Annotated in this window: 23 protein-coding genes; 7 read left to right on the forward strand and 16 right to left on the reverse strand. The window is 33.9% G+C overall.

Annotated elements, in window-relative coordinates:
• Positions 1-18 precede the first annotated feature (18 nt).
• Positions 19-1,194 (forward strand): hypothetical protein, encoded by a 1,176-nt coding sequence (locus tag ACP5QL_RS03975; RefSeq protein ID WP_428125521.1) that lies wholly within the window; start codon positions 19-21, stop codon positions 1,192-1,194.
• Here ACP5QL_RS03975 and ACP5QL_RS03980 read toward each other — a convergent pair.
• The 8 genes from ACP5QL_RS03980 to ACP5QL_RS04015 form a co-directional block, all read right to left on the reverse strand.
• Complete coding sequence (locus tag ACP5QL_RS03980; RefSeq protein WP_272996143.1) at positions 1,191-2,186, reverse strand: glycoside hydrolase family 5 protein; 996 nt, start codon at positions 2,184-2,186, stop codon at positions 1,191-1,193. The two genes, ACP5QL_RS03975 and ACP5QL_RS03980, sit on opposite strands and share 4 nt — an antisense overlap.
• A 26-nt stretch (positions 2,187-2,212) precedes the next feature.
• Positions 2,213-3,013 (reverse strand): glycoside hydrolase family 5 protein, encoded by an 801-nt coding sequence (locus ACP5QL_RS03985; protein ID WP_428125604.1) that lies wholly within the window; start codon positions 3,011-3,013, stop codon positions 2,213-2,215.
• 127 nt (positions 3,014-3,140) lie between these two features.
• Positions 3,141-4,139, reverse strand: coding sequence for a glycoside hydrolase family 5 protein (locus tag ACP5QL_RS03990; RefSeq protein WP_012583039.1), 999 nt, complete (start codon positions 4,137-4,139; stop codon positions 3,141-3,143).
• Between the two features lie 52 nt (positions 4,140-4,191).
• Positions 4,192-5,139 (reverse strand): ABC transporter ATP-binding protein, encoded by a 948-nt coding sequence (locus ACP5QL_RS03995; protein ID WP_424662168.1) that lies wholly within the window; start codon positions 5,137-5,139, stop codon positions 4,192-4,194.
• Positions 5,132-6,112, reverse strand: coding sequence for an ABC transporter ATP-binding protein (locus ACP5QL_RS04000; RefSeq protein WP_012583037.1), 981 nt, complete (start codon positions 6,110-6,112; stop codon positions 5,132-5,134). The genes ACP5QL_RS03995 and ACP5QL_RS04000 overlap by 8 nt, the downstream gene beginning before the upstream one ends.
• Before the next feature lie 4 nt (positions 6,113-6,116).
• Positions 6,117-6,989: an ABC transporter permease gene (locus tag ACP5QL_RS04005; protein ID WP_012583036.1), complete on the reverse strand. Its 873-nt coding sequence runs from the start codon at positions 6,987-6,989 to the stop codon at positions 6,117-6,119.
• Between the two features lie 38 nt (positions 6,990-7,027).
• Positions 7,028-7,990, reverse strand: coding sequence for an ABC transporter permease (locus ACP5QL_RS04010; RefSeq protein WP_012583035.1), 963 nt, complete (start codon positions 7,988-7,990; stop codon positions 7,028-7,030).
• Positions 7,991-8,060: 70 nt separating this feature from the next.
• On the reverse strand, positions 8,061-10,004 hold the full coding sequence (locus ACP5QL_RS04015) for a peptide ABC transporter substrate-binding protein (protein WP_428125536.1): 1,944 nt from the start codon (positions 10,002-10,004) through the stop codon (positions 8,061-8,063).
• A gap of 268 nt (positions 10,005-10,272) precedes the next feature.
• On the opposite strand from ACP5QL_RS04015, the gene ACP5QL_RS04020 reads away from it, so the two are divergent.
• A complete protein-coding gene (locus ACP5QL_RS04020; protein WP_012583033.1) occupies positions 10,273-11,289 on the forward strand; it encodes a LacI family DNA-binding transcriptional regulator in 1,017 nt (338 codons plus the stop codon).
• Positions 11,290-11,291: 2 nt separating this feature from the next.
• On the opposite strand, the gene ACP5QL_RS04025 is transcribed toward ACP5QL_RS04020, so the two are convergent.
• The 3 genes from ACP5QL_RS04025 to ACP5QL_RS04035 are packed head-to-tail and all read right to left on the reverse strand — an operon-like array spanning position 11,292 to position 12,815.
• Positions 11,292-12,182: a LiaF transmembrane domain-containing protein gene (locus ACP5QL_RS04025; protein ID WP_428125539.1), complete on the reverse strand. Its 891-nt coding sequence runs from the start codon at positions 12,180-12,182 to the stop codon at positions 11,292-11,294.
• Between the two features lie 12 nt (positions 12,183-12,194).
• Complete coding sequence (locus ACP5QL_RS04030) at positions 12,195-12,554, reverse strand: PspC domain-containing protein (RefSeq protein WP_012583031.1); 360 nt, start codon at positions 12,552-12,554, stop codon at positions 12,195-12,197.
• Between the two features lie 15 nt (positions 12,555-12,569).
• Positions 12,570-12,815: a PspC domain-containing protein gene (locus tag ACP5QL_RS04035; protein ID WP_272996159.1), complete on the reverse strand. Its 246-nt coding sequence runs from the start codon at positions 12,813-12,815 to the stop codon at positions 12,570-12,572.
• A gap of 142 nt (positions 12,816-12,957) precedes the next feature.
• Here ACP5QL_RS04035 and ACP5QL_RS04040 point away from each other — a divergent pair, with 142 nt between their 5' ends.
• Positions 12,958-13,473 (forward strand): biotin transporter BioY, encoded by a 516-nt coding sequence (locus ACP5QL_RS04040; protein ID WP_012583029.1) that lies wholly within the window; start codon positions 12,958-12,960, stop codon positions 13,471-13,473.
• On the opposite strand, the gene ACP5QL_RS04045 is transcribed toward ACP5QL_RS04040, so the two are convergent.
• Complete coding sequence (locus tag ACP5QL_RS04045) at positions 13,460-15,604, reverse strand: glycosidase (RefSeq protein ID WP_428125546.1); 2,145 nt, start codon at positions 15,602-15,604, stop codon at positions 13,460-13,462. The genes ACP5QL_RS04040 and ACP5QL_RS04045 overlap by 14 nt on opposite strands.
• Before the next feature lie 163 nt (positions 15,605-15,767).
• Between ACP5QL_RS04045 and ACP5QL_RS04050 the strand changes: the two genes are divergently transcribed.
• Both ACP5QL_RS04050 and ACP5QL_RS04055 read left to right on the forward strand, forming a co-directional pair.
• Entirely contained in the window at positions 15,768-16,757 is a 990-nt protein-coding gene (locus ACP5QL_RS04050) for a CapA family protein (RefSeq protein WP_273333799.1), read from the forward strand.
• The gene (locus ACP5QL_RS04055) at positions 16,754-17,215 is read left to right on the forward strand and encodes a hypothetical protein (protein WP_012583026.1); all 462 of its coding nucleotides are present in this window, start codon (positions 16,754-16,756) and stop codon (positions 17,213-17,215) included. The genes ACP5QL_RS04050 and ACP5QL_RS04055 overlap by 4 nt, the downstream gene beginning before the upstream one ends.
• A 3-nt stretch (positions 17,216-17,218) precedes the next feature.
• On the opposite strand, the gene ACP5QL_RS04060 is transcribed toward ACP5QL_RS04055, so the two are convergent.
• Genes ACP5QL_RS04060 through ACP5QL_RS04070 form a run of 3 tightly spaced genes read right to left on the reverse strand, consistent with a single transcriptional unit; the run spans position 17,219 to position 19,889 of the window.
• Complete coding sequence (locus ACP5QL_RS04060) at positions 17,219-17,848, reverse strand: LysE family transporter (protein WP_012583025.1); 630 nt, start codon at positions 17,846-17,848, stop codon at positions 17,219-17,221.
• Positions 17,845-18,234, reverse strand: a complete 390-nt coding sequence (locus tag ACP5QL_RS04065; protein ID WP_428125552.1) for a GIY-YIG nuclease family protein — start codon at positions 18,232-18,234, stop codon at positions 17,845-17,847. The genes ACP5QL_RS04060 and ACP5QL_RS04065 overlap by 4 nt, the downstream gene beginning before the upstream one ends.
• A 17-nt stretch (positions 18,235-18,251) precedes the next feature.
• Positions 18,252-19,889 (reverse strand): permease, encoded by a 1,638-nt coding sequence (locus ACP5QL_RS04070; RefSeq protein WP_012583023.1) that lies wholly within the window; start codon positions 19,887-19,889, stop codon positions 18,252-18,254.
• A gap of 115 nt (positions 19,890-20,004) precedes the next feature.
• Here ACP5QL_RS04070 and ACP5QL_RS04075 point away from each other — a divergent pair, with 115 nt between their 5' ends.
• Together ACP5QL_RS04075 and ACP5QL_RS04080 are read left to right on the forward strand one after the other, a co-directional pair.
• Entirely contained in the window at positions 20,005-21,174 is a 1,170-nt protein-coding gene (locus ACP5QL_RS04075) for a cellobiose 2-epimerase (RefSeq protein ID WP_424662166.1), read from the forward strand.
• Position 21,175: 1 nt separating this feature from the next.
• Positions 21,176-22,417, forward strand: coding sequence for an MFS transporter (locus ACP5QL_RS04080; RefSeq protein WP_273333762.1), 1,242 nt, complete (start codon positions 21,176-21,178; stop codon positions 22,415-22,417).
• A gap of 2 nt (positions 22,418-22,419) precedes the next feature.
• On the opposite strand, the gene ACP5QL_RS04085 is transcribed toward ACP5QL_RS04080, so the two are convergent.
• Positions 22,420-24,750, reverse strand: coding sequence for a glycoside hydrolase family 31 protein (locus tag ACP5QL_RS04085; protein ID WP_428125559.1), 2,331 nt, complete (start codon positions 24,748-24,750; stop codon positions 22,420-22,422).
• Positions 24,751-24,761: the final 11 nt, after the last annotated feature.

Genomic DNA, 24,761 nt, shown 5'->3' on the forward strand with positions numbered 1-24,761 from the left:
TTATAGGAGACACAAAAAGTGAGAAAAGTCATCATAGGAAGTATAGCTTTGTTAACCATAGGAAATATTTTTTCCCAAGGTTTTGATACGGTACCTGCTAAATCCATATTTATAGGTACTGAAGCTCTTAATTATTTTATCACTTATAACGATTCTCTAATTTATGCTTATCAAGATCAGATTGTTCTTCTCGATCTTAATACCTTTAAAGAGACAAGATTAGGAGTTAAGTCTTCAAAAGCTCAAGATTTTAATACTTATATCCTAAAATTTAAGTTGCTATCCAACGGTGATGTAGCCATAATAAATAACGAGCCATACCTAACAATATGGAATCCTGTTAAAAATAGCAAAATAGAATTACCATTTAATATAGAATACAATAAGAATGAAAAAAATAACCTTTTTATCTCTCAGCTTGAAATTATCGAGGATTTAGATATATCCAACACCGCTAAATTCATTTTTACTAAGAAACACATAACTAAATTGTTCCTAAATTTTATACCCATTGAAGACCACTATGAATACACGATTCTATCCTATCCTGAATTTAAAAAGCTTATTACCCTTAAGGAAATAAACTTTGAAAATGCAGTATTTTCACCTGATGATAATTTTTTGATCTTTAAAAATACAAAATATATAGAAGACTCTAATAAATTCTATGGACTTACTTTATATGATCTAAACAAACAAAAAGAATACAATCTTCTTCCAAACACCACAGTTATAGATTTTGACACAACCAAAAGTGCCAAACTTCTTGTAGCCTCCACAGAAGAGACTGGCACAAAAATTATTGATCTAAAAAGTTTAAATGAAATTTCTACACTTCCAATCTCAGGCTATGTAAAATTTAGTCCTCTTGAGAACCTTCTAATAGTAGAAGGAAACAGAAGTATAAATATATTTGATATTAAAAATAAAGAATTAATAGCAACCTACTTAGGATCTAATTCTTCTCTATCTCCTTCCCAAACCTATATGGCTTATGCTTTGAGCAAGAATTTCGCTTCTCTTTCAAGGGAAATCCTCATTATAAATAGGGAAAACAATGAGCAAAAAAGAATCAATCTTAAAGAAGACTATTTTGTGGAAGATATTCAATTCTCAAAAAACGAAAACTTTTTAATAATAATGCTATCAGGAAAAGATGGCTATAAAATAGAGATCTACAAAAAGTCTCCTTAGTACTCCTGCAAAAGTTTTAACATCTCCCTATCAAGCTTATGTCCATACCAATCTTCATACTCCACATCTGATCTATCAGAATCAAGAATACCAAAAGGTCCCTTAAAATTCCAAAGTGCAAAACCTATATCCCTTTCTTTTAAAATCTCAAGAAGATCTCTAAGCCATGCGATTACTACCTTATGAGGTGTAAACTTATATGCCCCCGCCTCTCCACAATGAACTCCTACTCCCATTCCTATTAGTTTTGCCCACTCATCATAATGTCTTTCAAGTTTTTCCCTATCCCATATTTCTCCATAATGCCAGGCGCCTGGCCACTTGGGCTCTGGCCAATTTTCTCCCCCCACCCAATTTGCTTTATAATGGGTAAGCCCCATAGGAAGATATCCCCTACAACTTTGGACTACATTAAGATCTGAAAGCTCTGGAAGAGGAGAATTTCCATAGGAAATACCATCTATAATGATCAGCCTTTCTGAATCAATATTTCTTATATATTCTACTGTGCGCCTAATTACTCTATTATGATCCTCTCTTGTCATGACTTCAGGAGAAGGATGCAAAGGCTCATTTACCAAATTAAAACTTAAATACTTAGATGAAACCCTTTTATATCTTTTCGCAAAAATACCCCAATGAAAGCAAAAGGCATCAAGAGCAGATTCATCCCTCCAGAGATTAAATTTTTCTGTAAATTCATTGTTTACACAATAGCCAGGTGCTCTGTGAAAATTTAAAGAAACATGAATATTGTACTTTTGCCCCCATGCCACCACTTTATCTATTTTCTCTAAAATTTCTTCCTTTATTTTGTAAACATTATCATCTTCTATCCATAGCCTATAACAAAGGGGAATTCTAACAAAGTTAAAACCCCACTCACTAATCCACTTAAAATCTTCCTCATCAAAATCCTTCGCAAGATGAAAAAGAAACATATTTGTCAGATTAAAACCCTTCCATCTCGGAATAACATTTTTTATCTTCAAAACTATACCTCCTATCTAAAATAAGTTCATATATTCCTTTCAGGTATTAATGCCCTAAGAAGAGGCGTTCTCCATTCATTTTTCTCAGGATCAAACACTCCAAATCCAGAATAAAATTCCCAATATGACCAAGCAATACCTCTTTTTTCTGCAGATCTTGCCACAAAATCTGTCCACCTTACCCTTGACTCCATATCTGCCTTTGAATATGCTCCAAACTCCCCCATATAAAGGGGTATATTGCCATGCTCTTCTGCCCAACTTACTGCCATATCAAGTTCTCTTTCTATTTCCCTTTTCTCTTCCTCAGTACCTAACCATTTTACTCCTACAGGTAAATCAATTTTTACCCACCCTGCCCCCTGATGAGTAAAAGGGAAAGGATTGTAATAATGAAAAGTAATTATGATATTCCCATCATTTTCTGGAATTATCAATTTCTCAAGATTATATAAACTATTCCAATTATCTGGTCCTACAATAATCTTCCTTTCAGGATTCGTTCTCCTTATAACTTCAATAGCCTCTTTTAAAAACTGATTCCATAATTCACTACTCAGATTTTGAGTAGGCTCATTTAAAAGTTCAAAATAAAGATTATTAGGGTAATCCTTGTAGTGTTCAGAAATCTGTCTCCATATAGCTAGAAATCTTTCTTTTTCCCCTAAGGGATCCTCCATTATCTCTTCATAATGATGAATGTTTATAATAACATGGAGATTATTTTTAAGTCCTTCTTCTATTAAATGATCCACTCTGTCAAAAATTCTTTTCTCAATAGAATATGGGGCTTCTTTTTGAGTATAAACACTCCACTTTATGGGAATTCTTACATGATCAAAACCTGCTTAATTATATAACCACTCCAAGCCCCCTCATAAGGAGCTTCTAAAGCATCCCCAAAATTAATTCCTCTCTTAATAGGAAGATTGTTCATTCTCTCCCCACTCCTATCTATTTTATTTTTGTTTCAGGAATCAATGCTTTGAGGAGTTCGATCCTCCACATCTTATTTAACCCATCATAAACTCCAAAGCCTGCCGAGGCAAAATCCCAATATGACCAAGCAATACCTCTTTTTTCTGCAGATCTTGCTACAAAATCTGTCCACCTTACCCTTGACTCCATATCTGCCTTTGAATATGCTCCAAACTCCCCCATGTAAAGGAGAACATTACCATTTCTCTTTGCCCACTCCAAAGTAAAATCAAGTTCTCTCTCAATAGCTTTTTTCTCTTGGTCAGAACCGGTCCATTTTACTCCTACAGGAAGTTGAGGTTGAACCCAATCTGCACCCTGATGGGTAAAATTAAAGGGATTATAGTAATGAAAACTTACTATTAAATTTCTATCTTGAGGAAGCTTCAAAAAAGATATAGTATTATAGTTTGCCCAATTAGCAGTATCTATCACAATTTTCCTTGTAGGATTAGTCTCTCTTATAACCTTTACTGCCTCAGCTAAATACTCATTCCAAAGTTGAGGAGTAAGATTAGTATTTGGTTCATTTAGAAGCTCAAACCACAAGGTATCAGGATAATTTTTATAGTGTTCTGCTATTTGTCTCCATAGAGCAAGAAACCTCTCTTTATGCTTTTCTGGATTTTGCATTAGCTCTTCATAATTATGAATGTTAATTATTATATATAATTTATTTTTAAATGCCATTTCTATTATATGGTCTACCCTCTCAAAAAGATAATCTCTAATAGTATAAGGAGGTTCATAAGCGGCATGCCCATTCCACCTTATAGGAACCCTTATATGATCAAAACCTGCCTTTTTCACTAATTCAAAATATTCATCCTTTACATAAACCCCCCAGGACCCTTCAAAAGGAGCCTCAAGCCCTGTTAGATTTACTCCTCTTCTAATAGGAAGTTTCTCTTGAGTATATCCATTGATGTTAAAAATAAATAAAGTTAACAAAATTATCCACAAAATCCTCCTCATTCCCTCTTTCCTCCTTTAAATTACTTTTCCCCTCTCACCCCAAAGGCATTTTTTAAACCAAATGACAAGCCACAAAATGTCCGGGAGATACCTCCCTAAAAGCAGGTTCTTGTTTTCTACATACATCCATCACATATTCACATCTACTCTGGAATCTACACCCAGGAGGAAGATCGATTGGGGATGGTATCTCACCTTTAAGAGCAGGGAATCTCTTTTGTCTTTCCCCATCCCTTGGCATTTTAGGTACCGAAGCGAGTAGTGCTCTGGTATAAGGGTGCAATGGGTTTTGGTATAACTCTTCCTTAGGAGCCATCTCTACTATTGCTCCTAAGTACATAACAGCAACTTTATCAGAGAGATATCTTACTACAGCTAAGTCGTGGGATATAAATAGGTAAGATATCTTAAATCTTCTCTTAAGCTCGTAAAGGAGAGAGACAATCTGTGCCTGAATTGACACGTCTAAGGACGAAACAGGCTCATCTGCCACAATGAATTTAGGATTTAATGCAAGAGCCCTTGCTATTCCTACCCTTTGTTGTTGTCCCCCAGAAAACTCATGAGGAAAGGCATCTATAACCTCTCTTCCAAGACCTACTATTTCAAGAAGCTCCTCCACAGCTCTTCTTCTTTCTTCTTTTGTACCTATTTTATGGATTATTAAAGGATCCTCAATATTCTGCCCAATAGTCATCATGGGATTTAAAGATGCAAGAGGATCCTGGAATATAATTTGCATAAATCTTCTTCTCTGTCTTAATTCTTCTCCACGAAGTTTCCTTATATCTACCCCATCAAATATTATCTCTCCATCATCAGGTTCTATAAGTCTTAATATACTTCTTCCAAGGGTAGACTTGCCAGATCCACTCTCTCCCACAAGGCCCAAAGTTTCTCCTTGTTCCAAAGAAAAAGACACATTATCTACAGCCTTTAAAAACTTTCTTCTTACAGGAAAATATTTTTTTAAGTTTTTAACTACCAATAATTCAGGCATTGAATTTTCCTCCCTTCACAAGATGACAAGCTACATAGTGTCCATCTTCCACCTCTCTATACTCTGGCTCAACTTCTTTACAAATATCTTGAGCATATGGACACCTAGGATGGAATCTACAACCAGATGGTGGATTAACTAAGCTTGGTGGGTTTCCAGGTATGGGCTTTAAAGTACCCTCTTTTGCGTTTATATCTAAGGTGGAACTTATTAAGCCATTGGAGTATGGATGTAGTGGATTTCTTATAAATTTATCTATAGGAGCATACTCGGCAATTTTTCCTGCGTACATTACCATAATAGTATCTGCAAAATTCATTGCAAGGGTAACATCATGGGTTATAAATATAACACTGGTTTTAAACTCTTCTTTCATGTCTGATAACAAATTCAATATTTGAGCTCTCACTGTAACATCTAATGCTGTTGTTGGCTCATCAGCAATAACAAGCTTTGGATTACATGCAAGAGCAATTGCAATCATAACCCTTTGTCTCATTCCACCTGAAAACTGAAATGGATAATCCCATACTCTGGTTTTGTATTCTGGAATTCCTACGACCCTTAAAAGCTCTATAGCCCTTTCCCTTGCTTCCTTGTCAGACATAATCTTGTGCCACAAGATAGGCTCCATTATCTGGATACCAATTCTCATAATAGGATTCAAGCTTGTCATTGGATCCTGAAAAACAATAGAGATATCTTTTCCTCTTATCTGTCTTAATTCTTCCTTACTCAATTTTAATAGATCTTTACCCTCAAATATGGCTTCTCCATCTACAATTCTTCCATTTCCCTTAATAAGTCTTAGAAGGGAAAGAACTGACTGAGTCTTCCCAGAACCACTTTCCCCCACAATAGCTAAGGTTTCTCCATAATCCACTTTATAACTAACACCATCCACAGCTTTAACCACACCATCATATCTATCAAAATAGGTTTTTAAATTATTAACTCTTAATAGTTCTGCCATGGCTCTATACCTCACTCCTTGGATTAAATGCATCTCTCAAACCATCCCCTACATAAGTGAAGGCAAGAAGAGTAATAGCAAAAGTCAAGACTGGGAAAATAACCATATGAGGGAAAGCCATAATATATCCTATCCCTGCACCAATCATATTTCCCCAAGAAGGCATAGGTGGTCTTACTCCCATACCAATTAATGCTAAACCACTTTCTACCCATATTCCATTAGGTATTCCAAAGGCAAGGCTAACAATTATAGGACCCAACATATTAGGTAAAATGTATCTTCTGATAATATAACTGTCTTTTGCCCCAAGAGCTCTTGCTGCTTCCACAAAATCAGCGTGTTTAAGATACATAACCATTCCTCTAACAAGCCTTGCCATACCAGCCCATCCCGTAAGACCCACCGCTACAAGAATAGTAAAAAGTCCTCTTCCCATAACGGTAACCAATATGACGTTAAAAAGGAATGTTGGAAAAGCATACATGATATCTGTAATCCTCATAAGGAATGTATCTACCGCACCACCTCGAAATCCAGCTATGGATCCAATTATAACACCTATTATTAGTACTACTATTTGGGAGCCAAATCCTATTAACAGTGCGTTTCTCATAGCATATAAGTTTCTACTAAACATATCCCTACCTAAATCATCAGTACCCCACCAAAATCTTGCACTTGGCGGTTCAAAGGTATGAGCATAATGAGGTTCATCATAAGGGTATGGGGCAATCCAGGGAGTAAATATGGCTGCTATGGTGATTATTATAATATAAATTAATCCTGCAACAGCCATTTTATTTCTTTTAAACCTTCTCCAAGCAGCAGACCAATAACTTACCCTCTTTGTTTTCTGCTTTAATGCGACTTCCATTTAGCAAAACCTCCTTCTATATTCATAAAGCCCATTTGTTATTGATATTTAATTCGAGGATCTAAGAAGGCATAGATAATATCCACTAAAAGATTCATTAACATAACTGACAAAGAAAGAATAAAAGTTGAGGTTACAAGGAGAGGATAATCCCTCATAGAAGCAGCATTCACAAAAAGTTGCCCAAGGCCAGGAACTCTAAATAAGTTTTCAATCCACACTGTTCCTGTAAAAAGGAATGCAAGTTGAGGACCAATAACAGTAACTACAGGCAAAAGTGAATTTCTTAAAGCATGTCTCATAATTACCGCCCTATCTGTTCCACCCTTTGCATAAGCAGTCCTTATATAATCCTGATTCAATACGTCAAGAAGACTTGATCTTGTAAACCTCGCAATTATTGCCATAGGACCCAAAGCAACAGTAATAACAGGCATAATCATCTGTTTTGGAGTTTCCCAACCTGAGGTAGGAAGCAATCTCAAATAAACACTAAATATTATAACCATTATAACACCAATAAGATAGGCAGGGATAATACTTCCTATCATTGAGAAAAACATGGTAATATAATCTACCCATGTATTCCTCCTTAAAGCAGCAAGCACCCCAAGAGGTATTCCCACAATTACAGCGAGAGCCATAGCCAGAATTGCAAGGGTAAAGGTCACAGGAAATCTTCTTGCTATTTGCACTTCTATAGGCTCGTTAGGATTAGAAAAGGATGGACCAAATTTAAATCTAAAGGCATCTTTTAGGTAATTCCAAACCTGTTTCCACAAAGGTACATTTAGTCCATACTTTTCCTCAAATCCTTTTATTAATATTTGAAGTTGTTCAGGAGTCAAAGTGGCAACTTTACCAGCACTTGCCTGGAATTGAGCAATATTAAAAAATTCACCAGGAGCAAGCCACATAAGTACATAGGTTATGATTATCACTACTACGATTGATACGAAAATAGTAAAGAGTCTTCGTAAAATGTACTTTAAAAGGCCCATTTTCTACCTCCTTTACATAATTTAAAAAGGGGGAGAGTTTTATACTCTCCCCCTGGTATTTTACTACAAGTTAGTCTTTAAGATTAAGCCACTTAAAGTTAAAGAATCCAGGACCCCAAGAGAACTTGTAGAGCATCAAGCCCTCAAGTTTTGGATTCTGTACCCATTGTGCCTTCGCAAGATAAATTGGTACCATGTAGTATGCATCTTGCATAAGTTGGAGTCCATAATGAGCTACTTTTACTGCCTCACTGAATGGCCTATTAACTGTTCTATATCTCCATCTTAATGCATTCTTTGCTCTCTCAGTAAGATTAAGATACCAATTTTGGAATATCTGTTGTCCTACAATCTCTCTTCCTGCAAGTCTCCAATAATTAGTCTTCTCCGCATCAGTCTTTGCAGCCTTCCATTTTTCATAAAGTTCATCAAATCTCTCATACCATTCCGGTTTGGTAGTTAGATCTGCTACCCATAATTTCTCAGGCTCTGTGCTTACAATTTTCTTGTAAGTTTCATATAATGTCTTCCTTGCTTCAAGTAATGGTTTCCAATCTGCCTCAGTTAATCCACCACTTTTTCTCAACCATGCATCTTGCTCCTGTTGTAACTCATAGTATCTCTTTCTTGCAGAAGTTGGAAAATCATAGAACCAAACGGTATGGTCAGAGTTCTTAAACAATGCACCAATCTCTAAGTTATTCATTGGAGCACCTATCACAGTGAATCCAGCCTTAGAATCAGGTGAGAAGCTTGGCCATACATAGGAGTTCCAATATAATCCAGACTCTATATTCTCAATTATTACGTTAACTCCAAGATTCTTCTTCCATTGATCTACTATGAACTCTACCACTGGATCGCCACCACCAGTGATGTAGAATAAAAGAGTCTTCAAGCCTTTCCCACCAGGATATCCCGCTTCTGCAAGTAATTGTTGAGCCTTCTTTACATCAAAGGGTATTCCCTTTAGTTTGTCTCCAATGGGGTTACCATCAGGCCAATATTTATTAAGGGGTAATGCTCTTCCACCAAGAACATCCTTACAAAGTTTTTCCCTATCTATAGCCATAGCAAGAGCTTGTCTTAATTTTTCGTTATCCATTATTGGATCAAATCCACGAGACCATTGATATCCATTCCAGAAGCAATCCATCACATCTTCATGAAATTCTTTGGAGAGTTTAGGATCAGATGTTACAAATCTGTACTCAGCTACGTTGTTAATCATTGCAGCATCAAGTTCTCCTGCTTGATATTGCTGGATTCCAAGTCCACCAAACTTAAGCACAATCCTATCTACGTTTCCTCTTTCACCTACATAGTTGGGATTCTTCACCAAGGTCATGTCTTTTCCAGGTGTCCAAGATACAGGAATATAAGGTCCATTAACTACTATTTTTCCAGGTCTCCACCAGTTCTGAGGATCTGCCTCAACACTCTTTCTATGAATTGGCACTCCTTGAGCTACGCAGAGCCATTCTTTCATATCATATCTTGGAGTGGTGAGCCTAATCTCTAATGTATAATCATCAAGAGCCTTTACCCCAAGTTTATCAGGATCCAATGCTCCAGATTTTACTGCCCAGAAGTTCTCAATAAATTGAAGTGGACCTGCCCATGCAGGAAGATCTGGAATCTTAGGACTTGCGTAGTATTTGAAGGACCATTCAAAATCCTTTGCAGTCACCGGATCACCATTAGACCACTTCTTATCCTTTCTTAATTTAAAAGTCCATACCTTGTAATCCTTAGAAACCTTATAACTTTGTGCAATAACTGGAACGACTTTTACACCACCAAGTCCTTTAGGATCGGGAGCATACCCATAAAGTCCCTCAAAAATTGTTCCCTGTGCTAATATATGTTGAGCTTGCCAATAGTAAGGAATCAATCCAGGGGTATCCCAGAAAGGCAAACTCACAACTTTTTCCTTTTGTCCATTAATTACCCCCGAAAATAGGAAAACTAAAACTAAAACCAACAAAATAATTAAACCTTTTTTACTACGCATTTAATCACTCCTCCCCCAAAAATTTTAAAAATTTTTAAAGGAAAACGATTTTAAAAGAATTAATATTTTACCCCATCACCTCCTTCCTAATTGGAACTAATTTCGTTAATGATTTTATAATAGGCATTTCCAGATGTCAATATAATTTTAAACTGAAATTAAATGATTTAAAGGGTTTTAATGATTTCAAACTGAAACCATACCCTTTATTTACTTAACCAGTTTGATGTATAATATCAAGAAATAAAAAACTTTGAGGTGAGGTATATTGAGAAAGGTTAAGATTAATATAAGAGATATAGCAAGACTTGCTAATGTGTCTGTAGCTACAGTCTCAAGGGTTATTAATGGTAGTCCTAATGTAAGTGAAAAAACAAGGAAAAAAGTACTGAAAATTATTCAGGAGTACGACTACCATCCCAGTGCTTTTGCTCAAAAATTATCTAAGGCAAGAACTCAAATTGTAGCCCTTTTAATTCCTTATGAAAGAGGCTTTATATTATCAGATGCCTTCTTCCCACCATTAATAAAGGGTATGACTGAGGTTTTTGACAAAAAAGAATACAATATTATGTTATCAATGATTGAATCTCCTTACATACCACAAAAATATGTCTCTCTATACAAAAGAGGAATTGTAGATGGATATATCTTAGCAAACGTGAAAAAAGATGATCCTTTTCCAGAAATTCTCTATGAAGAAAATATTCCCTTTGTAAGCGTGGGAAGAGTATCATCAAAGCTTAAGAAATATCCTTACGTAGACACTGACAATGTAAAAGGTGCCTTTGAAGCTACTACTTATTTCTTAGAGAAAGGACATAAGAGAATAGCTCTATTGAAAGGAAATAGTAACTATAACTTTATTCAAGATAGATATGAAGGCTACATACTTGCTCTTAAAAAATATGGAATAAAACCAGATCCTAAATTAATAGTAGAAGATACCCTTACTATAGATGGTGGCTATAAAGCCATGAAAAAGTTATTAAAAATAAATAACCCTCCTACGGCAGTTCTTGCCTGTAGCGATTACATGGCCATAGGAGCAATGGATGCTATCTTGGAAGAAAAATGGGAAATCCCAGAAGATGTTGCCATAATTGGATTTGATGATCTATATATTGATGGGAAAATAGAACCACCTCTTGCCTCGGTAAGACAAGAAATAGAAGAAATGGGAAAAGAAGCAGCAAAACTTTTTCTGCATATTCTTGACAACCCTATAGACTTTGAACCCATAATCCTTCCTGCTACCTTTATATGGAGAAGATCAGCAGGATAAGATTAAATTACTTCTTTCTTTTCAGAAAGAATTTTTATATTCCCTATTCCTGACCTTACCCGCAAATGTATTATCTCCTTCTCTCCACCCTTTCCCTGTTCTATGTTTTTATCCACAGAGATTCTTCCTATTCCTGCTTCTGTGGAAAGATCTAAAATCACATTTTCAGGTATGTATACTTCTATACTACCTACTCCGCCTTCTACTTCCACATAACAAGAGAATTTTGGTAGATATACTTTTAAATTTCCAACTCCACCTTTAACTGACAAATTTCTTAATTTAAAATTTTTCATATTCAAAACTGCATTTCCCACTCCTCTCTCAAAATTTAAGTTAAGAAAGATATCAGACGAAATATTAAGATTAATTTGATCTGCATTTGACATATAAAAGAAGCCAAATTCCAATTCTTCATTCTCAATTTTTAAAGAAAGACTTAATTCCCCATTTTGCTCTTCTTCCTTTATTTTATTAATATAAAAATCTGAATTAGATTTTATGTAGATTAAATCTTCTTTATTTTTCACCCCTTCTAATATCACACTTCTTATCCCAGTAGAAATATCTAAATTAAGTACCTTTACATTCTCTTTAAAAGGATATCTCCATTCCTTATAGTAAAAATCGTGTCCTCTACCTCTAAAAAAGGGCCTTCCATAAGTAGATAAAAATACAATGAAAAAGACTAATAGGAAAATAATTAAAATGGTCACCCAGCTTCCCCATCTTTTTTCTCCAATAAGCAAATCAAGTCCCCAAAAGATGAAAATTAAGGGCCACAGCTTAAGAAGATCTTTCCAGTAAAAATGGATCACTCTCAATTCTGATAAAAGTAATAATAACCCGCTCAGAATTAGAAAAATACCTAATAAAGAGATTCGTCTTTTCATAATATCACCCCTTTATTTTTTAAAAAGAAGTAAAATACCCAAAAAGATAAAAAGTAAAGCAAGCATTAAACCAAAAGAGACATGAAAAATCCCAAAAGTCCTTCCTAGAAAATAAACTCCAATAGCAAGAAATAACCATCCCAAAAGTTCTCCATCACTCCTATAAGAGCGAGGTTCACTATATTCAGGCTCTTCAGGAATAACAAGAGCACAAATAATATAAAGAAGAACACTTAAAGGACCTAAAAAAAGAATTGAAAATATAAAAATAAGTCTTATTAAAACAGGGTCTATACCCAAATATTCACCTATTCCTCCACAAACTCCTAAAAAAATCCTATCTTTTTTACTTTTATAAAGTTTTTTTTCCATATTTTCTTCCTCCCTTTATAGATGTTGCGCTGGACCCGAAGGTGTTATAGTATCGTCTTTTCTCTCTATGTTTTCAGGCTCTTCAGGAATAACAAAGGCTGAAAGGAAATATAATATTATTAGAGTAAAATGAAAGGGTATGAGAAGAAAAATAAAAATAAGCCTAACTATTGTAGGATCAATATTTAAATATTCCGCTATTCCTCCACAAACTCCTAAAATGACTCTGTTCTTCCTACTTCTATACAGCTTTTTCTCCATAAATTTACCTCCTCCCTTTTTACTCACTTGTAAATACTCTATTACCCCATTAAAAGTTGCAACCAAAATTTTAAATTTTCTTTAAAATAAAGATGATATAATCCCTTTCTAAAATCCCTAAAACCGGAGGTGAAGATAGCATATGAAGGTAAGACAAATTCCCTACCTTGCTTTGGGACTTGCCTTATTAATTCTAGGAAGTTATCTAAGCTTTTATCTTCCATTTACTCAAATTCCCTTCACTTTACAAGTATTTTTTCTTTTCCTTATTACCCTATATTTTTCTCCAGTAGAAACCTTTTTTATCGTATTTGCATACTTACTTCTTGGAGGAATTGGTCTCCCAGTTTTTGCAGGAGGAAAAGGAGGTCTAAATGCACTTTTTGGACCTACCGGAGGATACCTCTTTGGATTCCTAATTGGAGGAATTATTATTTCTATGGTTAAAAAATACTCTGAGATCCTTGCCCTATTTTTAGGTATTCTTATAATATATCTAACTGGCAGTATATGGCTTTCCAACTCACTAAAAATAAGTTATTATAAAGCCCTAATTACAGGAGTACTCCCATTTATACCTTATGACTTTGCAAAGGCTTTAATCTCCTATCTTATATGGCAGAGATTAAAGAAACAATTAAAAACTAATAAGTCTTAGCTATGATATCCTCAGGCAGTAAATCTCCAACCTTAATCTCGGCAAGAGCCATCACTTCATCGGCACCACCATAATAGATAAGTATTTCGTCATTTAAATCAAGAGTTTCAGTGGAATCTTTATTCTTTGGAACTACTCCACAGGTAAACACTACATTAGGAACCCATCCTTCAACTTCATAAATTTCCTCAGGTTGAAGGATGGGCTCTGCAGATCTATATATAATTTTTTCTGGATCATCAAGAGGAGTCAAAACCACTCCCAAACCATATGCCTTTTTACCCATCCAATCTCCTACCCCATGATAAATATGAAGCCAACCATATTTTGTCTTCAAAGGAGGAGCTCCTGCACCAATCTTTATACTATCCCAAAATTTAGGAGTTGGCATTAAAAAAGTTCTTCCTACTTTAATACTTTTTCTCTTCAATTCATCAGTGTAAAGAATCTGCATATCAGGAGGAATTCTATGAATAAGAGCAATCTTCTTTTCTAAAAGTTCAGGAAAGATGTTCACAAAATCATCCTCTACTCTCTTCCCATTTGAATATTCTTCCTGCCTTTCATCTACCAAATATAAAACCGCATCTTTATCTTCTAAATATTTAAAAATTGGTCCATTCCTAATCCATGCATTATTCCATTCCTCATAACTTCTAAAACTTTTTACTCCTTTTAAAAACACCTCAACAGGAATCTTGGCAAGCGCAAGTTGTACCACATCCCCATATGCAGTATAGGTCATATACAAATTGTTGTCTATCAAGCTCAATCTTGGGTCCTCAGTTCCCCCAACCTCTCTTATCATTCCAAAAGTCCTTTTATGAAATCTTCTCCTTTGCTCAGGATTTTTAGGCATCTCATAGCTTTCCTTAGGTCCAAATATGGGATAATCCAATCTCCCCTCCTGAGTATATCCATCCCTTGACCACCATAGGCCAATCCTGGAAACCCCATCCTCTCCTAAGGCTCTGTATAAAACATAAGTAGTCCCTTTTATTCTTATAGCTCCAGCATTATAAACTAATTTTTCCCAAGCCACTTTTTTCCTTCCCACATTAATATAAACTTTTGGTCTTGCTTTAAATAGAGGATTATTCATATATCTTATAGCCTTTTTAGAAGAGATATAAAGAGGAGGATTAAGTACATCTCTAAATATAAATATGAACTGACTTCCCACCCTCTCAGGAGAATGAGCATAAGCAAAAGCCCGAGAAGTCCCAAGGATTAGATTTCTAAAATAGTCATTAGTAAAAATAAGGTCTATCTTATAAAATAACTCCTCCTTATTTCTAAACTTCATCACACCTGTACTGAGTTCTGTAGGAGTAATTCCTTTAATTTCTGTCTTCTCCTTACCATCAAATTTTATAACTTCGTTATATAGAAAATTTGTAAAAATCTTGTCTTTAACTATCACAGGAGTTCTACAACCTATAAGCTTATATACGTGAAAGGGCTCCACATCTTTTCCTCCATCAATAATCACAAGATCTACAGCAGATATGAGTTGTAATTCATCATACCATACTCCTCCAAGGGTTATACTATTTACATCAATACCCTGCTTTTCAATAAATCTTTTAACGAGGACTTCCCTCTCCGCTGTGGACACAAAAACCATAAAGTAAAAATCTTGCTTTCTCTTTAATTCAGAGAGTTGTAAAAGAATATTTTCAAAACTATAATCAGCTATGACAAGAATTGCCTTTTTATTCTCTGGAATTCTAAACTTTTCTCTAGATACTGTAACCTGCTTCTCTACTACTGGATACGATGGAAAGTTAACAAGGTAGATGTTTTTTGGTAGATATTCTTCCCAGAAGAAAGCAATAATCCCATCCCATTGATGTTTCCAAAGGGGATGATCAGGCATTTTGTAAGCTCTTGGATAATTCAAAAATAATACTTTACCCTTTACTTCTTTTAATTCTTCTAAGAGGATCCTCCATGGTACCTGAGCCTTAGGAGTGTCTATGACAAGATACAATTTGTAATCCTTATTTCTAATTCTATAATCGTAGGATATTTCCACCCTATATCCTTCCTCTTCCCAGTAATTTATAACTGGAGTTAGGAAATCATTAAATCCTATCACATTTATTACATCGCCTTTTGTAAAAACCATATAACCTATTTCCTCCCTCTACCAATTTTTACTTCTTTCATTGGTTTTTGTTATTCCAAGGTAAATATGATATAAAATTAAAGAAAAAAATCAAGGAGAAAAAATATTCCCATTAATTACCTTTCTTATTGACTTACACTCTCAAGAAAACTCCCTTGAGACCATAAGCCTATCCTTTGTAGGAGATCTTTTTATTCAAAGACAATTATTCAATTCATATTATGATCCCCAAAGGAAAACTTATTATTTCCCAGAAGAAATATTTGAAGATATAAGAGAATACATAAACAAAGATTTTTCCTCTATTGTCATTGATACTCCTGTGGCCACCAATCTTTGTCCTCCCTCAGGATACCCCTCATATAATGCTCCTATAGAGATTCTGGACACTTTAAAAAGGGTTGGATTTAACATAATGATCACTTCAGGAAATCATGCCTTAGATAAAGGAGAAAGAGGACTTATTGCTACTATAGAAAATATAAGAAAAAGAGATTTATATTATGTAGGAACAAATAGTAAAAAAGAGGAAAGTAAAAAGTATCTCATCTTAGAGAAAAATAATATAAAAATTGGAGTCCTTGCATATACTTTTAGCACAAATGGTATTCCTTTACCCAAAGGTAAGGAATACTTCGTTAATCTAATAGATAGAGAGAAAATCAAAAAAGATCTTAGTAAGGTAAAAAATCTCTGTGATTTCAAAATAGTTTACCTACATTGGGGGAATATAGAGTATTTAGACGAAGTAGAAGAATGGCAAAAAAGACTTGCAAAAGAAATTATAAACTATGGTGCAGATCTTATAGTAGGAAGCCACCCTCACGCCATTAAAACCTATGAAAACATAGAGGGAAAATGGTGTTTCTATGCTCTCGGCAACTTTTTTACTGACCAATATGGGGTATATAGACCGGAGGTAAAATACGGGTATATATTAAACCTTTACCTTTTAAAATACAAAGAGAGAGTAAACATTATTAAAAAAGATATAATCCCCATATTCATTTGGAGAAAAAGTTTAGGAAGTAAATATGAATACAAGCTTTTAAAGGCAGAGAAGGTTAAATACTTATCAAATATTGATGTTAAGGATAAAATATACTTAAAAAGGGTAAAGAAAATTCTTAGATTAGAGGAGGAACAAATATGAGAAATAAATCCATAGGAATTCTTTTACTCCTTGTAGGCGTCTTCCTTCTTCTTGCAAACTTTAATCTTCTTAGGGGAGAAATATTTTTATTGCTTTTGAGCGCTATCTTTTTAATTCTATATTTTAGAATGAATAGAAATATTGGATTCTTGATCCCAGGATGCATTCTTTTTTCTATATTTCTCTTTAACACAGTAAATAATCTTTTTAATATAAACCCAATTCACAGTCTAACTTTTATAGGAATAGGCTTCTTAGGAATATATTTTATTCATTATTTTGGAAAAAGAGATATTAGTCCTGGAGAAAAATATTGGTCTTTATATCCTGGAATAATATTAATTATAATTGGTATTTTAATTAGCCTAATCCAAAGTTTCCCCGACTACTTAAGATATCTCATACCAATAGTCCTTATAATTGTTGGAGTATTTTTACTTTTCAGACATCAAAAATAATTCTTAGCCTACAAAAACATACCGCATAAAATAGATTCCAAAGAATATTAAAAACACAGAAGCAAAGTATAAAATAACTTTGTATATCCTTTTCCAAAAAGGAAGGGATAAACCTTGTCCTATAAGCCCGATAAAGGCATACCATACATAATCGGAAAGGATATGCCCAAAATAAAAACTCAAAACTCCGAAAATCAAATAATCTTTTGCTTGAGTAAGAAAACTAACACCAATAGTAATCCACCACATAAGCCAGTAGGGATTAGAAAAAGAAACCAAAATACCACCGAGAATACTTGGAATTTTTAAAGAAGATGCATTTTTAATATGAATATTATTTTTCAAAAGAGAGACAAATAATCCTATTCCCATGTAAAGAAGGAATAAGCTTCCAAGAAAAGAAAAAATCTTAAGAAAAACCTGATTTTGTAAAAAAGGCTGTAAACCTAAGAGAAGAAGTATCACAAGAATTCCTTCAAGAATAGCATGCCCAGTAACTATTTTTACCGACTCAAACCAACCTTTTATGCTACTTTGAGTAAGAACCATGGTAAGCATAGGACCTGGTGAAGATGCCCCTGAAAAACCTACAAGAAAACTTGTAATGAATATACCCCAAATTCCCAAACTCATAGTCTTGTCTCCCCTATAATAAGATTTTTAAATCTCAATTCTCTCAAAAATTGTATCTGACTTTTGTCTATCTTAAAAAGATGAGAAAGACAATTACAATCGGAAGCTCCAAACTTGGGCACTATCTCACCAGTTATGGATTTTGCTATCTTACATTCCCACTCCTTGCTAAGCTCTCTATATAAAACCTCAACAATTTTTACCTTTCTATTTGCCAAAAGATAATCAATATGCCAATGAAATTTCTTATCTTTTGATAAATGTCTTTTTATCCTCTTTTCCAAATTATTTTGTGCAGATCCAACATATAAATATATCCCCTTTTTAAAGGTTAGTTTTCCAAGGCTTCCCACTTCTACCTCTATATCTTCCTCTACTTCTAACACTAATACATATATTCCCTTCATTGACTTAAGTTTATCAGTTTGAAAGTGTGTGGACTAAGTAATATTTTAATCCTTTTATCTTTATAATTTAGGAACACTTCTGTTCTATAGGGTAAGAAAGACTCAAGAATGGCATAATTATTATCATATAAGAAGAGCCCTATCTTTTCCTTCCCCTCAAGATATATATTTATCTTTTCCATAAAAACTTTTCTTATCTCATTTAGAACATCTACAGGAAAATTATATAGGTCAGAAAAATTATCGGGTATATTTAAAACATATAATTTCCCTTTCCCATAAAAATCTTTCAAAAGAATAGGAAAATTCTTTTCTCCCTTTATGCCCACAATTAGGGGCCAAGAAGAATTAGTATAATACTCAAGAATCGGGAATAATATCTCCTTTGAATGAATATACTTGGTAAAGCCAGTCATAGCTGGGTCAATAGCAAAAAAGTCTAAATAAGCTTTACCGTCAGTGTACCTTATAGAGGTAAGTTCTTCAATCCCTCTTCTGCTAAGTTTTCTTAAAACTCCTGAAGTGATTATGACAGTATTACCCCTTAAGAGTGTATTTTTTAACTTCTCTATTATATCTTTATCGCCACAAGAAGTCTCTGTTATAAATACAGGGCTTTCCTCATAGGAGAAGTAAGGAGTAGGTTCAAAAGGAATTCCCATCATTCCAAGATAATCCTCTAAATGATTCTCTCCATCAGAGTGAAAAGGATGATAAAAACTAACCCCTACTGGATTGCCCAATAAAGAAAGCATATCATCAATCCTTTCTAATTCAAATCCTAAAGGAGGAATATATACAGTGTTCCTCAAAGAGCTAAAATCAAAAAGAGTAATCTCCTTTGCCTTGGCAAATAAAGTCAAATGAGCTTGTTCCAAATACTGAGTCAAATCACACTCAAAGGAATCAAACCAACCACCTTTAATCCTTCCCTGCTTTACATTCTCAAACCATCTCATAAGAGAATAGCTTAGATATCTTGGCAGATCTTGTTGAGTATACCTAGGATCCCTGGTCTCAGTACCCACATACATTTCATCAAATATATCCTTCTGAGTTTCTGGATTATACCCATTTTCGTGATAAGATTCTATCCAATTAGGATATTTTACTATTATATTTACCTTTGGATTTAATTTCTTCGCAGGCTCTACCACATATCCCTGGGAAATTTCAGTCATCAAACTAAGCCTATAGTCTCTCCAAGATCTATCTCCCTTTGCCCTAACACAATCTTCACAGGCGCAACTGGTAAAATAAAAATCATCAAGAATTATCTCATCAAATATGCTAGCAGTGTATTCAACAATCTCTTTTAATTTCTCTCTTAAAGTTTCTTTTGAATAGCAAAAAGTATGAAAAATTCTCAAATTATGTACAGGATCATCCAAAAGATCAATAGTAGTAGTAATACCTCCCGAAACTTTTATTCCTTGGCTCTCAAAAAAATTTTTAAACTCAAGTAATTTCTCTCTTGATACATCCTCCTTCCCTCTATGGGTTTCAAGATAAACTTTATCCAAATGCAAATACCTTTGAAAAAATTTCAAATCATTTTCCAGACTATAAATAGATGTGTTATTTAAGAAGGGAGCAGTACAATAAATAGCAAGCTTAAAATTTTTATATCCCATATTTCTCCTCCAGAAAGACTTTCAAGCTTTTTAAACATTATAGTATTGAAATTAAGATAACACAATATATAATAGTTACATAGCTATCTAAATATTTAAAAGGGAGTATAAAAAGATGGATTTAAAAGTTTTAAAAAGTGAGATTTTTGAACATCTAAACAACAAAATAATCCCCTTCTGGGAAGAATTAAAGGACGAAAATAATGGAGGATACATAAGTTATGTGGGTTTTGATTTAAAACCCGACCCCTATGCTCCCAAAGGATTGGTCTTAACCTCAAGAATTTTATGGTTTTTCTCCAGACTTTACAATCAATTGAGAAAAGAGGAATTTATAAATTTTGCAGATCACTCATACAAATTTCTTATTAAAAGCTTTTTAGACAAGGAAAACAAAGGTTTTTACTGGATGGTAGATTACAAAGGAGAGCCTATAGACAAAAGAAAACATTTATACGGGCAAGCCTTTGTTCTCTATGGACTCTCGGAATACTATAAAGCCACTCAAAAAAAGGAAAGCCTTGATTTGGCTTTAGAGATTTACAAAATAATTGAAGAGGTATGTAAAAATGATGTAGGCTACAAAGAAGAATTTGATGAAAAATGGAATCCAAAAGAAAACATAATTGTGAGTGAATATGGAATTATATGTGAGAAGAGTATGAATACTCTACTTCATATTTTGGAAGCATATACAAACCTTTTTACTGCTACTTATGATCAAAGTATTAAAAAAAAGATAGAAGATTTAATAATACTTTTTAAAGAAAAGATCTACGATTCTAAGACTAATCATCTTTATGTATTTTTCGACAAAAAGATGAACCCCATTATAGATGCCATATCTTATGGACATGATATTGAAGCTACATGGTTAATAGATGAAGCCTTAAGATATATTGATAACAATAAATTAATAAAAGAAATGAGTGAGATAAACCTTAAAATAGCAGAAAAAGTATTAGAGGAAGCTTTTGAAAGCGGAAGCCTACTAAATGAAAGGGTAAAGGGAATAGTGGATAAAAACAGGATCTGGTGGGTTCAGGCAGAAGCCTTAGTGGGTTTCTTAAATGCATATCAAAAATCAAAATTAGATAAGTTCTTAAAAGCTGTTTTCGAACTTTGGGAATTTATAAAAGACTTTCTTGTAGATAAAAGAGCCCAAGGGGAATGGTTTTGGAAACTTGATGAAAACTATATTCCATCTCCTATGCCTGAGGTAGACTTATGGAAGTGCCCATATCACAATGGGAGAATGTGTCTTGAGGTAATAAAAAGGATTTAAAATGAGGAAGAACTTATTTAGAGCACTAAAAAGCAGAAATTACAAACTATACTTTTCAGGTCAAGCTATATCCTTAATAGGAAGCTGGATTCAATCTACAGCTATGAGTTGGCTCGTATATAGGTTAACTAATTCCTCTGTTCTTCTCGGAACTACCGCCTTTCTTTCCCAAATACCAAACCTATTCTTTTCTCCTTTTGTGGGGGTATTTCTCGACCGATTTAGCAAACATAAGATCCTAATACTTACCCAAACCCTCCTTATGCTTCAGGCCTTTACTCTTTCTCTTTTAACTCTTACAAATACAATAAGAATATGGCACCTTTTACTCTTAAGTTTAATTCTTGGAATTCTTAATTCCGTTGATGCACCTACAAGACAATCCTTTGTAATTGAGATGGTAGAAAATCCAGAAGACTTAAGTAATGCCATCGCTCTAAATTCTCTTCTTTTTAATATTGCAAGGCTTATAGGACCCACCATAAGTGGATTTCTTATTGCCCTATTAGGCGAAGGCATGTGCTTCTTGATAAACGCATTAAGCTTTCTAGCAGTAATCATTGCATTGCTTTTTATGAGAATAAAGTCCCAAATTTTGGTTGTTTCGGAAAACATTATTAAGGATCTAAAAGCTGGATTTAATTATGCCTTTAAATTTATAGTTGTAAAATATATCCTTATATTTATTTCCCTTTCCAGCCTCTTTGCCTCAATATATAGCGTACTCATGCCTATTTTTGCTAAGGACATCCTTCGCGGAGGACCAGAAACCCTTGGAATTTTGACGGGAGCAATCGGCGGTGGAGCCCTTATAGGAGCAATTTATCTTGCAGGAAGATCAAAGGTCAAAGGAATAGAAAGTATAATATCCTATTCTTTTGGAACTGCTGGAATTGGACTTATTCTTTTCTCCCTATCAAAAAATCTTTATTTTTCTCTCTTTGCTCTATTCATTACAGGACTTAGCTTTATGCTAAACTCTGTATGTAGTAATACCTTAATACAAAGTATCATTGATAATCATGTAAGGGGAAGAGTAATGAGTATATACGTAATGTTCTTTATGGGATCTATGCCTATAGGAAGTTACATAGGTGGTCTTTTCGCAAAGCATATAGGAGCTGTAAGTACGGTACTTTTAAGTGGAATATTATGTATTATTTGTAGTTTTATTTATAGAATAAGACTCCCTCTATTAAGGAAACATATATACTCTATTTTTGATAAAAAAGGAATAAACTAGTTTTAATTTATCTCAAACTCTCCTTCCATAAGTTCTAATTTCTTTTCCTTCTTACAATAATGCACCTTTAAAGATTTAGTACCATCCTTATACCCTTTGTGGATAAAACGAATCCTTAAAAACTGTTTTTCTTCCTTTTTGAAGGTAGAAAACTCTATTAGATTATACATACCCTTCTCATAATCCCAAGAAATTCCATCGTCCTCATAATATAGAAATTTTCCATCTCCTGGATATACCTCTAAGTTTAACATTTCCTGTTTTTTCTCTCCAACATAACTTTGCGTATTCCACATAGGAATAATTGCCCCTTCTCTTAAAAATAAGGGAATTTTATTCAGAGGAGCATTAACTTTCACAAGAGTTCCCCCTCTATATCTTTTCCCAGTATAAAAGTCATACCAAAAACCTTCAGGAAGATAAACCTTTCTTTCCCTTTTTTCTTTTTCATAAACAGGAGCTACAAGAATAAAAGGACCAAACATGAATTCGTCCTCATAACTCAATACCTCTTTTGAGTTTGGGAACTCTAAAATCAAACTCCTTATAAGAGGAATTCCTTTCTCCTTTGCCTCGTAAAATAGAGAATATATGTAAGGTATAAGTCTATACCTTAGGGAAATAAAATCTTTTGCAATCTTTTCTGCTTCATCCCCAAAACTCCATGGCTCTTGATTCCTTGTATTTTTAGCCGTGTGTATTCTAAAGAAGGGATAGAAAATACCAAGCTCCATCCATCTCACAAAAAGTTCTCTCTCGCAGTCTCCCCAAAAACCTCCTACATCTTCCCCTATGAAAGGAACACCTGAAATAGATAAATTCTGTAAAGTTATAATCGAGGAAAAAAGATTTTCCCAAGAACTTTTATTATCTCCACACCAAACTGCAGAATACTTTTGGATACCTGAAAATCCTGACCTTGTTAAAATAAAGGGTCTTTCATGAGGATTGGCTTTTAAAAAACCCTCAAAAGTTGCTTGATTCATCAAAAGTCCATAAAGATTGTGGATCTCAGAATGATAAAAAATTTTATCATCTTCCTTATGAATTACTTTTTCATGCACGGTTTTTCTTTTTATTTGTTTTATCTTTTCTTCAAAATTTTTAGGCTTTGGAAGTTTTGGGGGCTCTTTGAATTTTAAGATATGAAAGAGAATTTTCATTGCCCAATATTCTATTCTGGAAAAAACAGAAGGCTCGTTCATATCATTCCAAAACCCGCTAACTCCCATGTTTACAAATTCTCTAAGCTTTTCTCCCCAAAAATTCCTTACCTCTTTTCTTAAAAAATCAGGAAAAACTGATTTTCCAGGCCAGACATATCCCGTAAAAACTTTTCCATTTTCCATTCTACAAAAGAAATCCTTTGATAATCCTTCTTTAAAAATCTCATATTTCCTATCCCATTTGACTCCTGGGTCAATAATAACTACTAACTTAAATCCAAGATTTTTAAGATCTTTAACCATCTTTTCAAAATGGGGAAACCTCTTTTTATTAATCGTAAAGACTCTATACCCTCTCATATAATCAATATCAAGATACAAAGCATCACAAGGAATATTTCTTTTTCTAAATTCCTTTGCAAGATTATAAAGTTTTATCTCCGAATCATAACTCCAACGAGATTGATGCAAACCTAAACTCCAAAGAGGAGGCATATAATATCTACCTGTAAGATAAGTATAACCTTCTATCACATCTTTTGGAGATGACCCATAGATAAAGTAATAGTCCAAGTCTCCATCTTCAGCACAAAAATAATAATAATCTTTATCTTCCTTCCCCATATCAAAATAACTTAAAAAAGTATTATCAAAAAATAAACCATAACTTGCAGTAGGATGCCAAGCAATAAAAAAGGGATGGGATTGATAAAGAGGATCATTTCCAACACTATGATCAGATTCATCGGTATTCCAATTGATTAAAACATGACCCCTTTTATTCAGTGGACCTAACCTCTCCCCAAATCCCAAAAAAGCCTCTTCATGCCTAATCTTTTTATAGGTATATATTTTTTTGCCTTCTTTTACATAACCTTTATCTTCATAATCGGACAAAATCAAATTTTTACCTTTATCATAAATAGAAACCTTTCCTAACTCTTTGGAAACAATAATTTCAAGATAATCTGTAGATAAACGATAATAATTTTCTCCCTCTTCATAAGTTACCCTCACCCCTGAATCTTTTATCTTTTCATAATCCACACAGAGCGAATAATTTTTATCAAATTTTCCATATTTTGAGTAATGGAGATTAACAATCTTAGGAGTAATAAAATGTATTTTCAAAAGCTCATCTTTTACTCTCAAAACTTTCTCGTCCAAATTCTAACCCC

The sequence above is a fragment of the Dictyoglomus sp. genome, assembly GCF_049968615.1.
Classification (GTDB): domain Bacteria; phylum Dictyoglomota; class Dictyoglomia; order Dictyoglomales; family Dictyoglomaceae; genus Dictyoglomus; species Dictyoglomus turgidum.

Bases quoted from the DNA above. Each gene is read 5' to 3' on its own strand.
- ACP5QL_RS04080 (WP_273333762.1), top strand. From the start codon at position 21,176: ATGAGGAAGAACTTATTTAGAGCACTAAAAAGCAGAAATTACAAACTA.
- ACP5QL_RS03995 (WP_424662168.1), bottom strand. From the start codon at position 5,139: ATGCCTGAATTATTGGTAGTTAAAAACTTAAAAAAATATTTTCCTGTA.
- ACP5QL_RS04030 (WP_012583031.1), bottom strand. From the start codon at position 12,554: ATGGAAAAAAAACTTTATAAAAGTAAAAAAGATAGGATTTTTTTAGGA.
- ACP5QL_RS04060 (WP_012583025.1), bottom strand. From the start codon at position 17,848: ATGAGTTTGGGAATTTGGGGTATATTCATTACAAGTTTTCTTGTAGGT.
- ACP5QL_RS03990 (WP_012583039.1), bottom strand. From the start codon at position 4,139: ATGAGGAGGATTTTGTGGATAATTTTGTTAACTTTATTTATTTTTAAC.
- ACP5QL_RS04075 (WP_424662166.1), top strand. From the start codon at position 20,005: ATGGATTTAAAAGTTTTAAAAAGTGAGATTTTTGAACATCTAAACAAC.
- ACP5QL_RS04010 (WP_012583035.1), bottom strand. From the start codon at position 7,990: ATGGGCCTTTTAAAGTACATTTTACGAAGACTCTTTACTATTTTCGTA.
- ACP5QL_RS04025 (WP_428125539.1), bottom strand. From the start codon at position 12,182: ATGAAAAGACGAATCTCTTTATTAGGTATTTTTCTAATTCTGAGCGGG.
- ACP5QL_RS04005 (WP_012583036.1), bottom strand. From the start codon at position 6,989: ATGGAAGTCGCATTAAAGCAGAAAACAAAGAGGGTAAGTTATTGGTCT.
- ACP5QL_RS04045 (WP_428125546.1), bottom strand. From the start codon at position 15,604: ATGGTTTTTACAAAAGGCGATGTAATAAATGTGATAGGATTTAATGAT.
- ACP5QL_RS04040 (WP_012583029.1), top strand. From the start codon at position 12,958: ATGAAGGTAAGACAAATTCCCTACCTTGCTTTGGGACTTGCCTTATTA.
- ACP5QL_RS04055 (WP_012583026.1), top strand. From the start codon at position 16,754: ATGAGAAATAAATCCATAGGAATTCTTTTACTCCTTGTAGGCGTCTTC.
- ACP5QL_RS04000 (WP_012583037.1), bottom strand. From the start codon at position 6,112: ATGGCAGAACTATTAAGAGTTAATAATTTAAAAACCTATTTTGATAGA.
- ACP5QL_RS04070 (WP_012583023.1), bottom strand. From the start codon at position 19,889: ATGGGATATAAAAATTTTAAGCTTGCTATTTATTGTACTGCTCCCTTC.
- ACP5QL_RS04035 (WP_272996159.1), bottom strand. From the start codon at position 12,815: ATGGAGAAAAAGCTGTATAGAAGTAGGAAGAACAGAGTCATTTTAGGA.
- ACP5QL_RS04015 (WP_428125536.1), bottom strand. From the start codon at position 10,004: ATGCGTAGTAAAAAAGGTTTAATTATTTTGTTGGTTTTAGTTTTAGTT.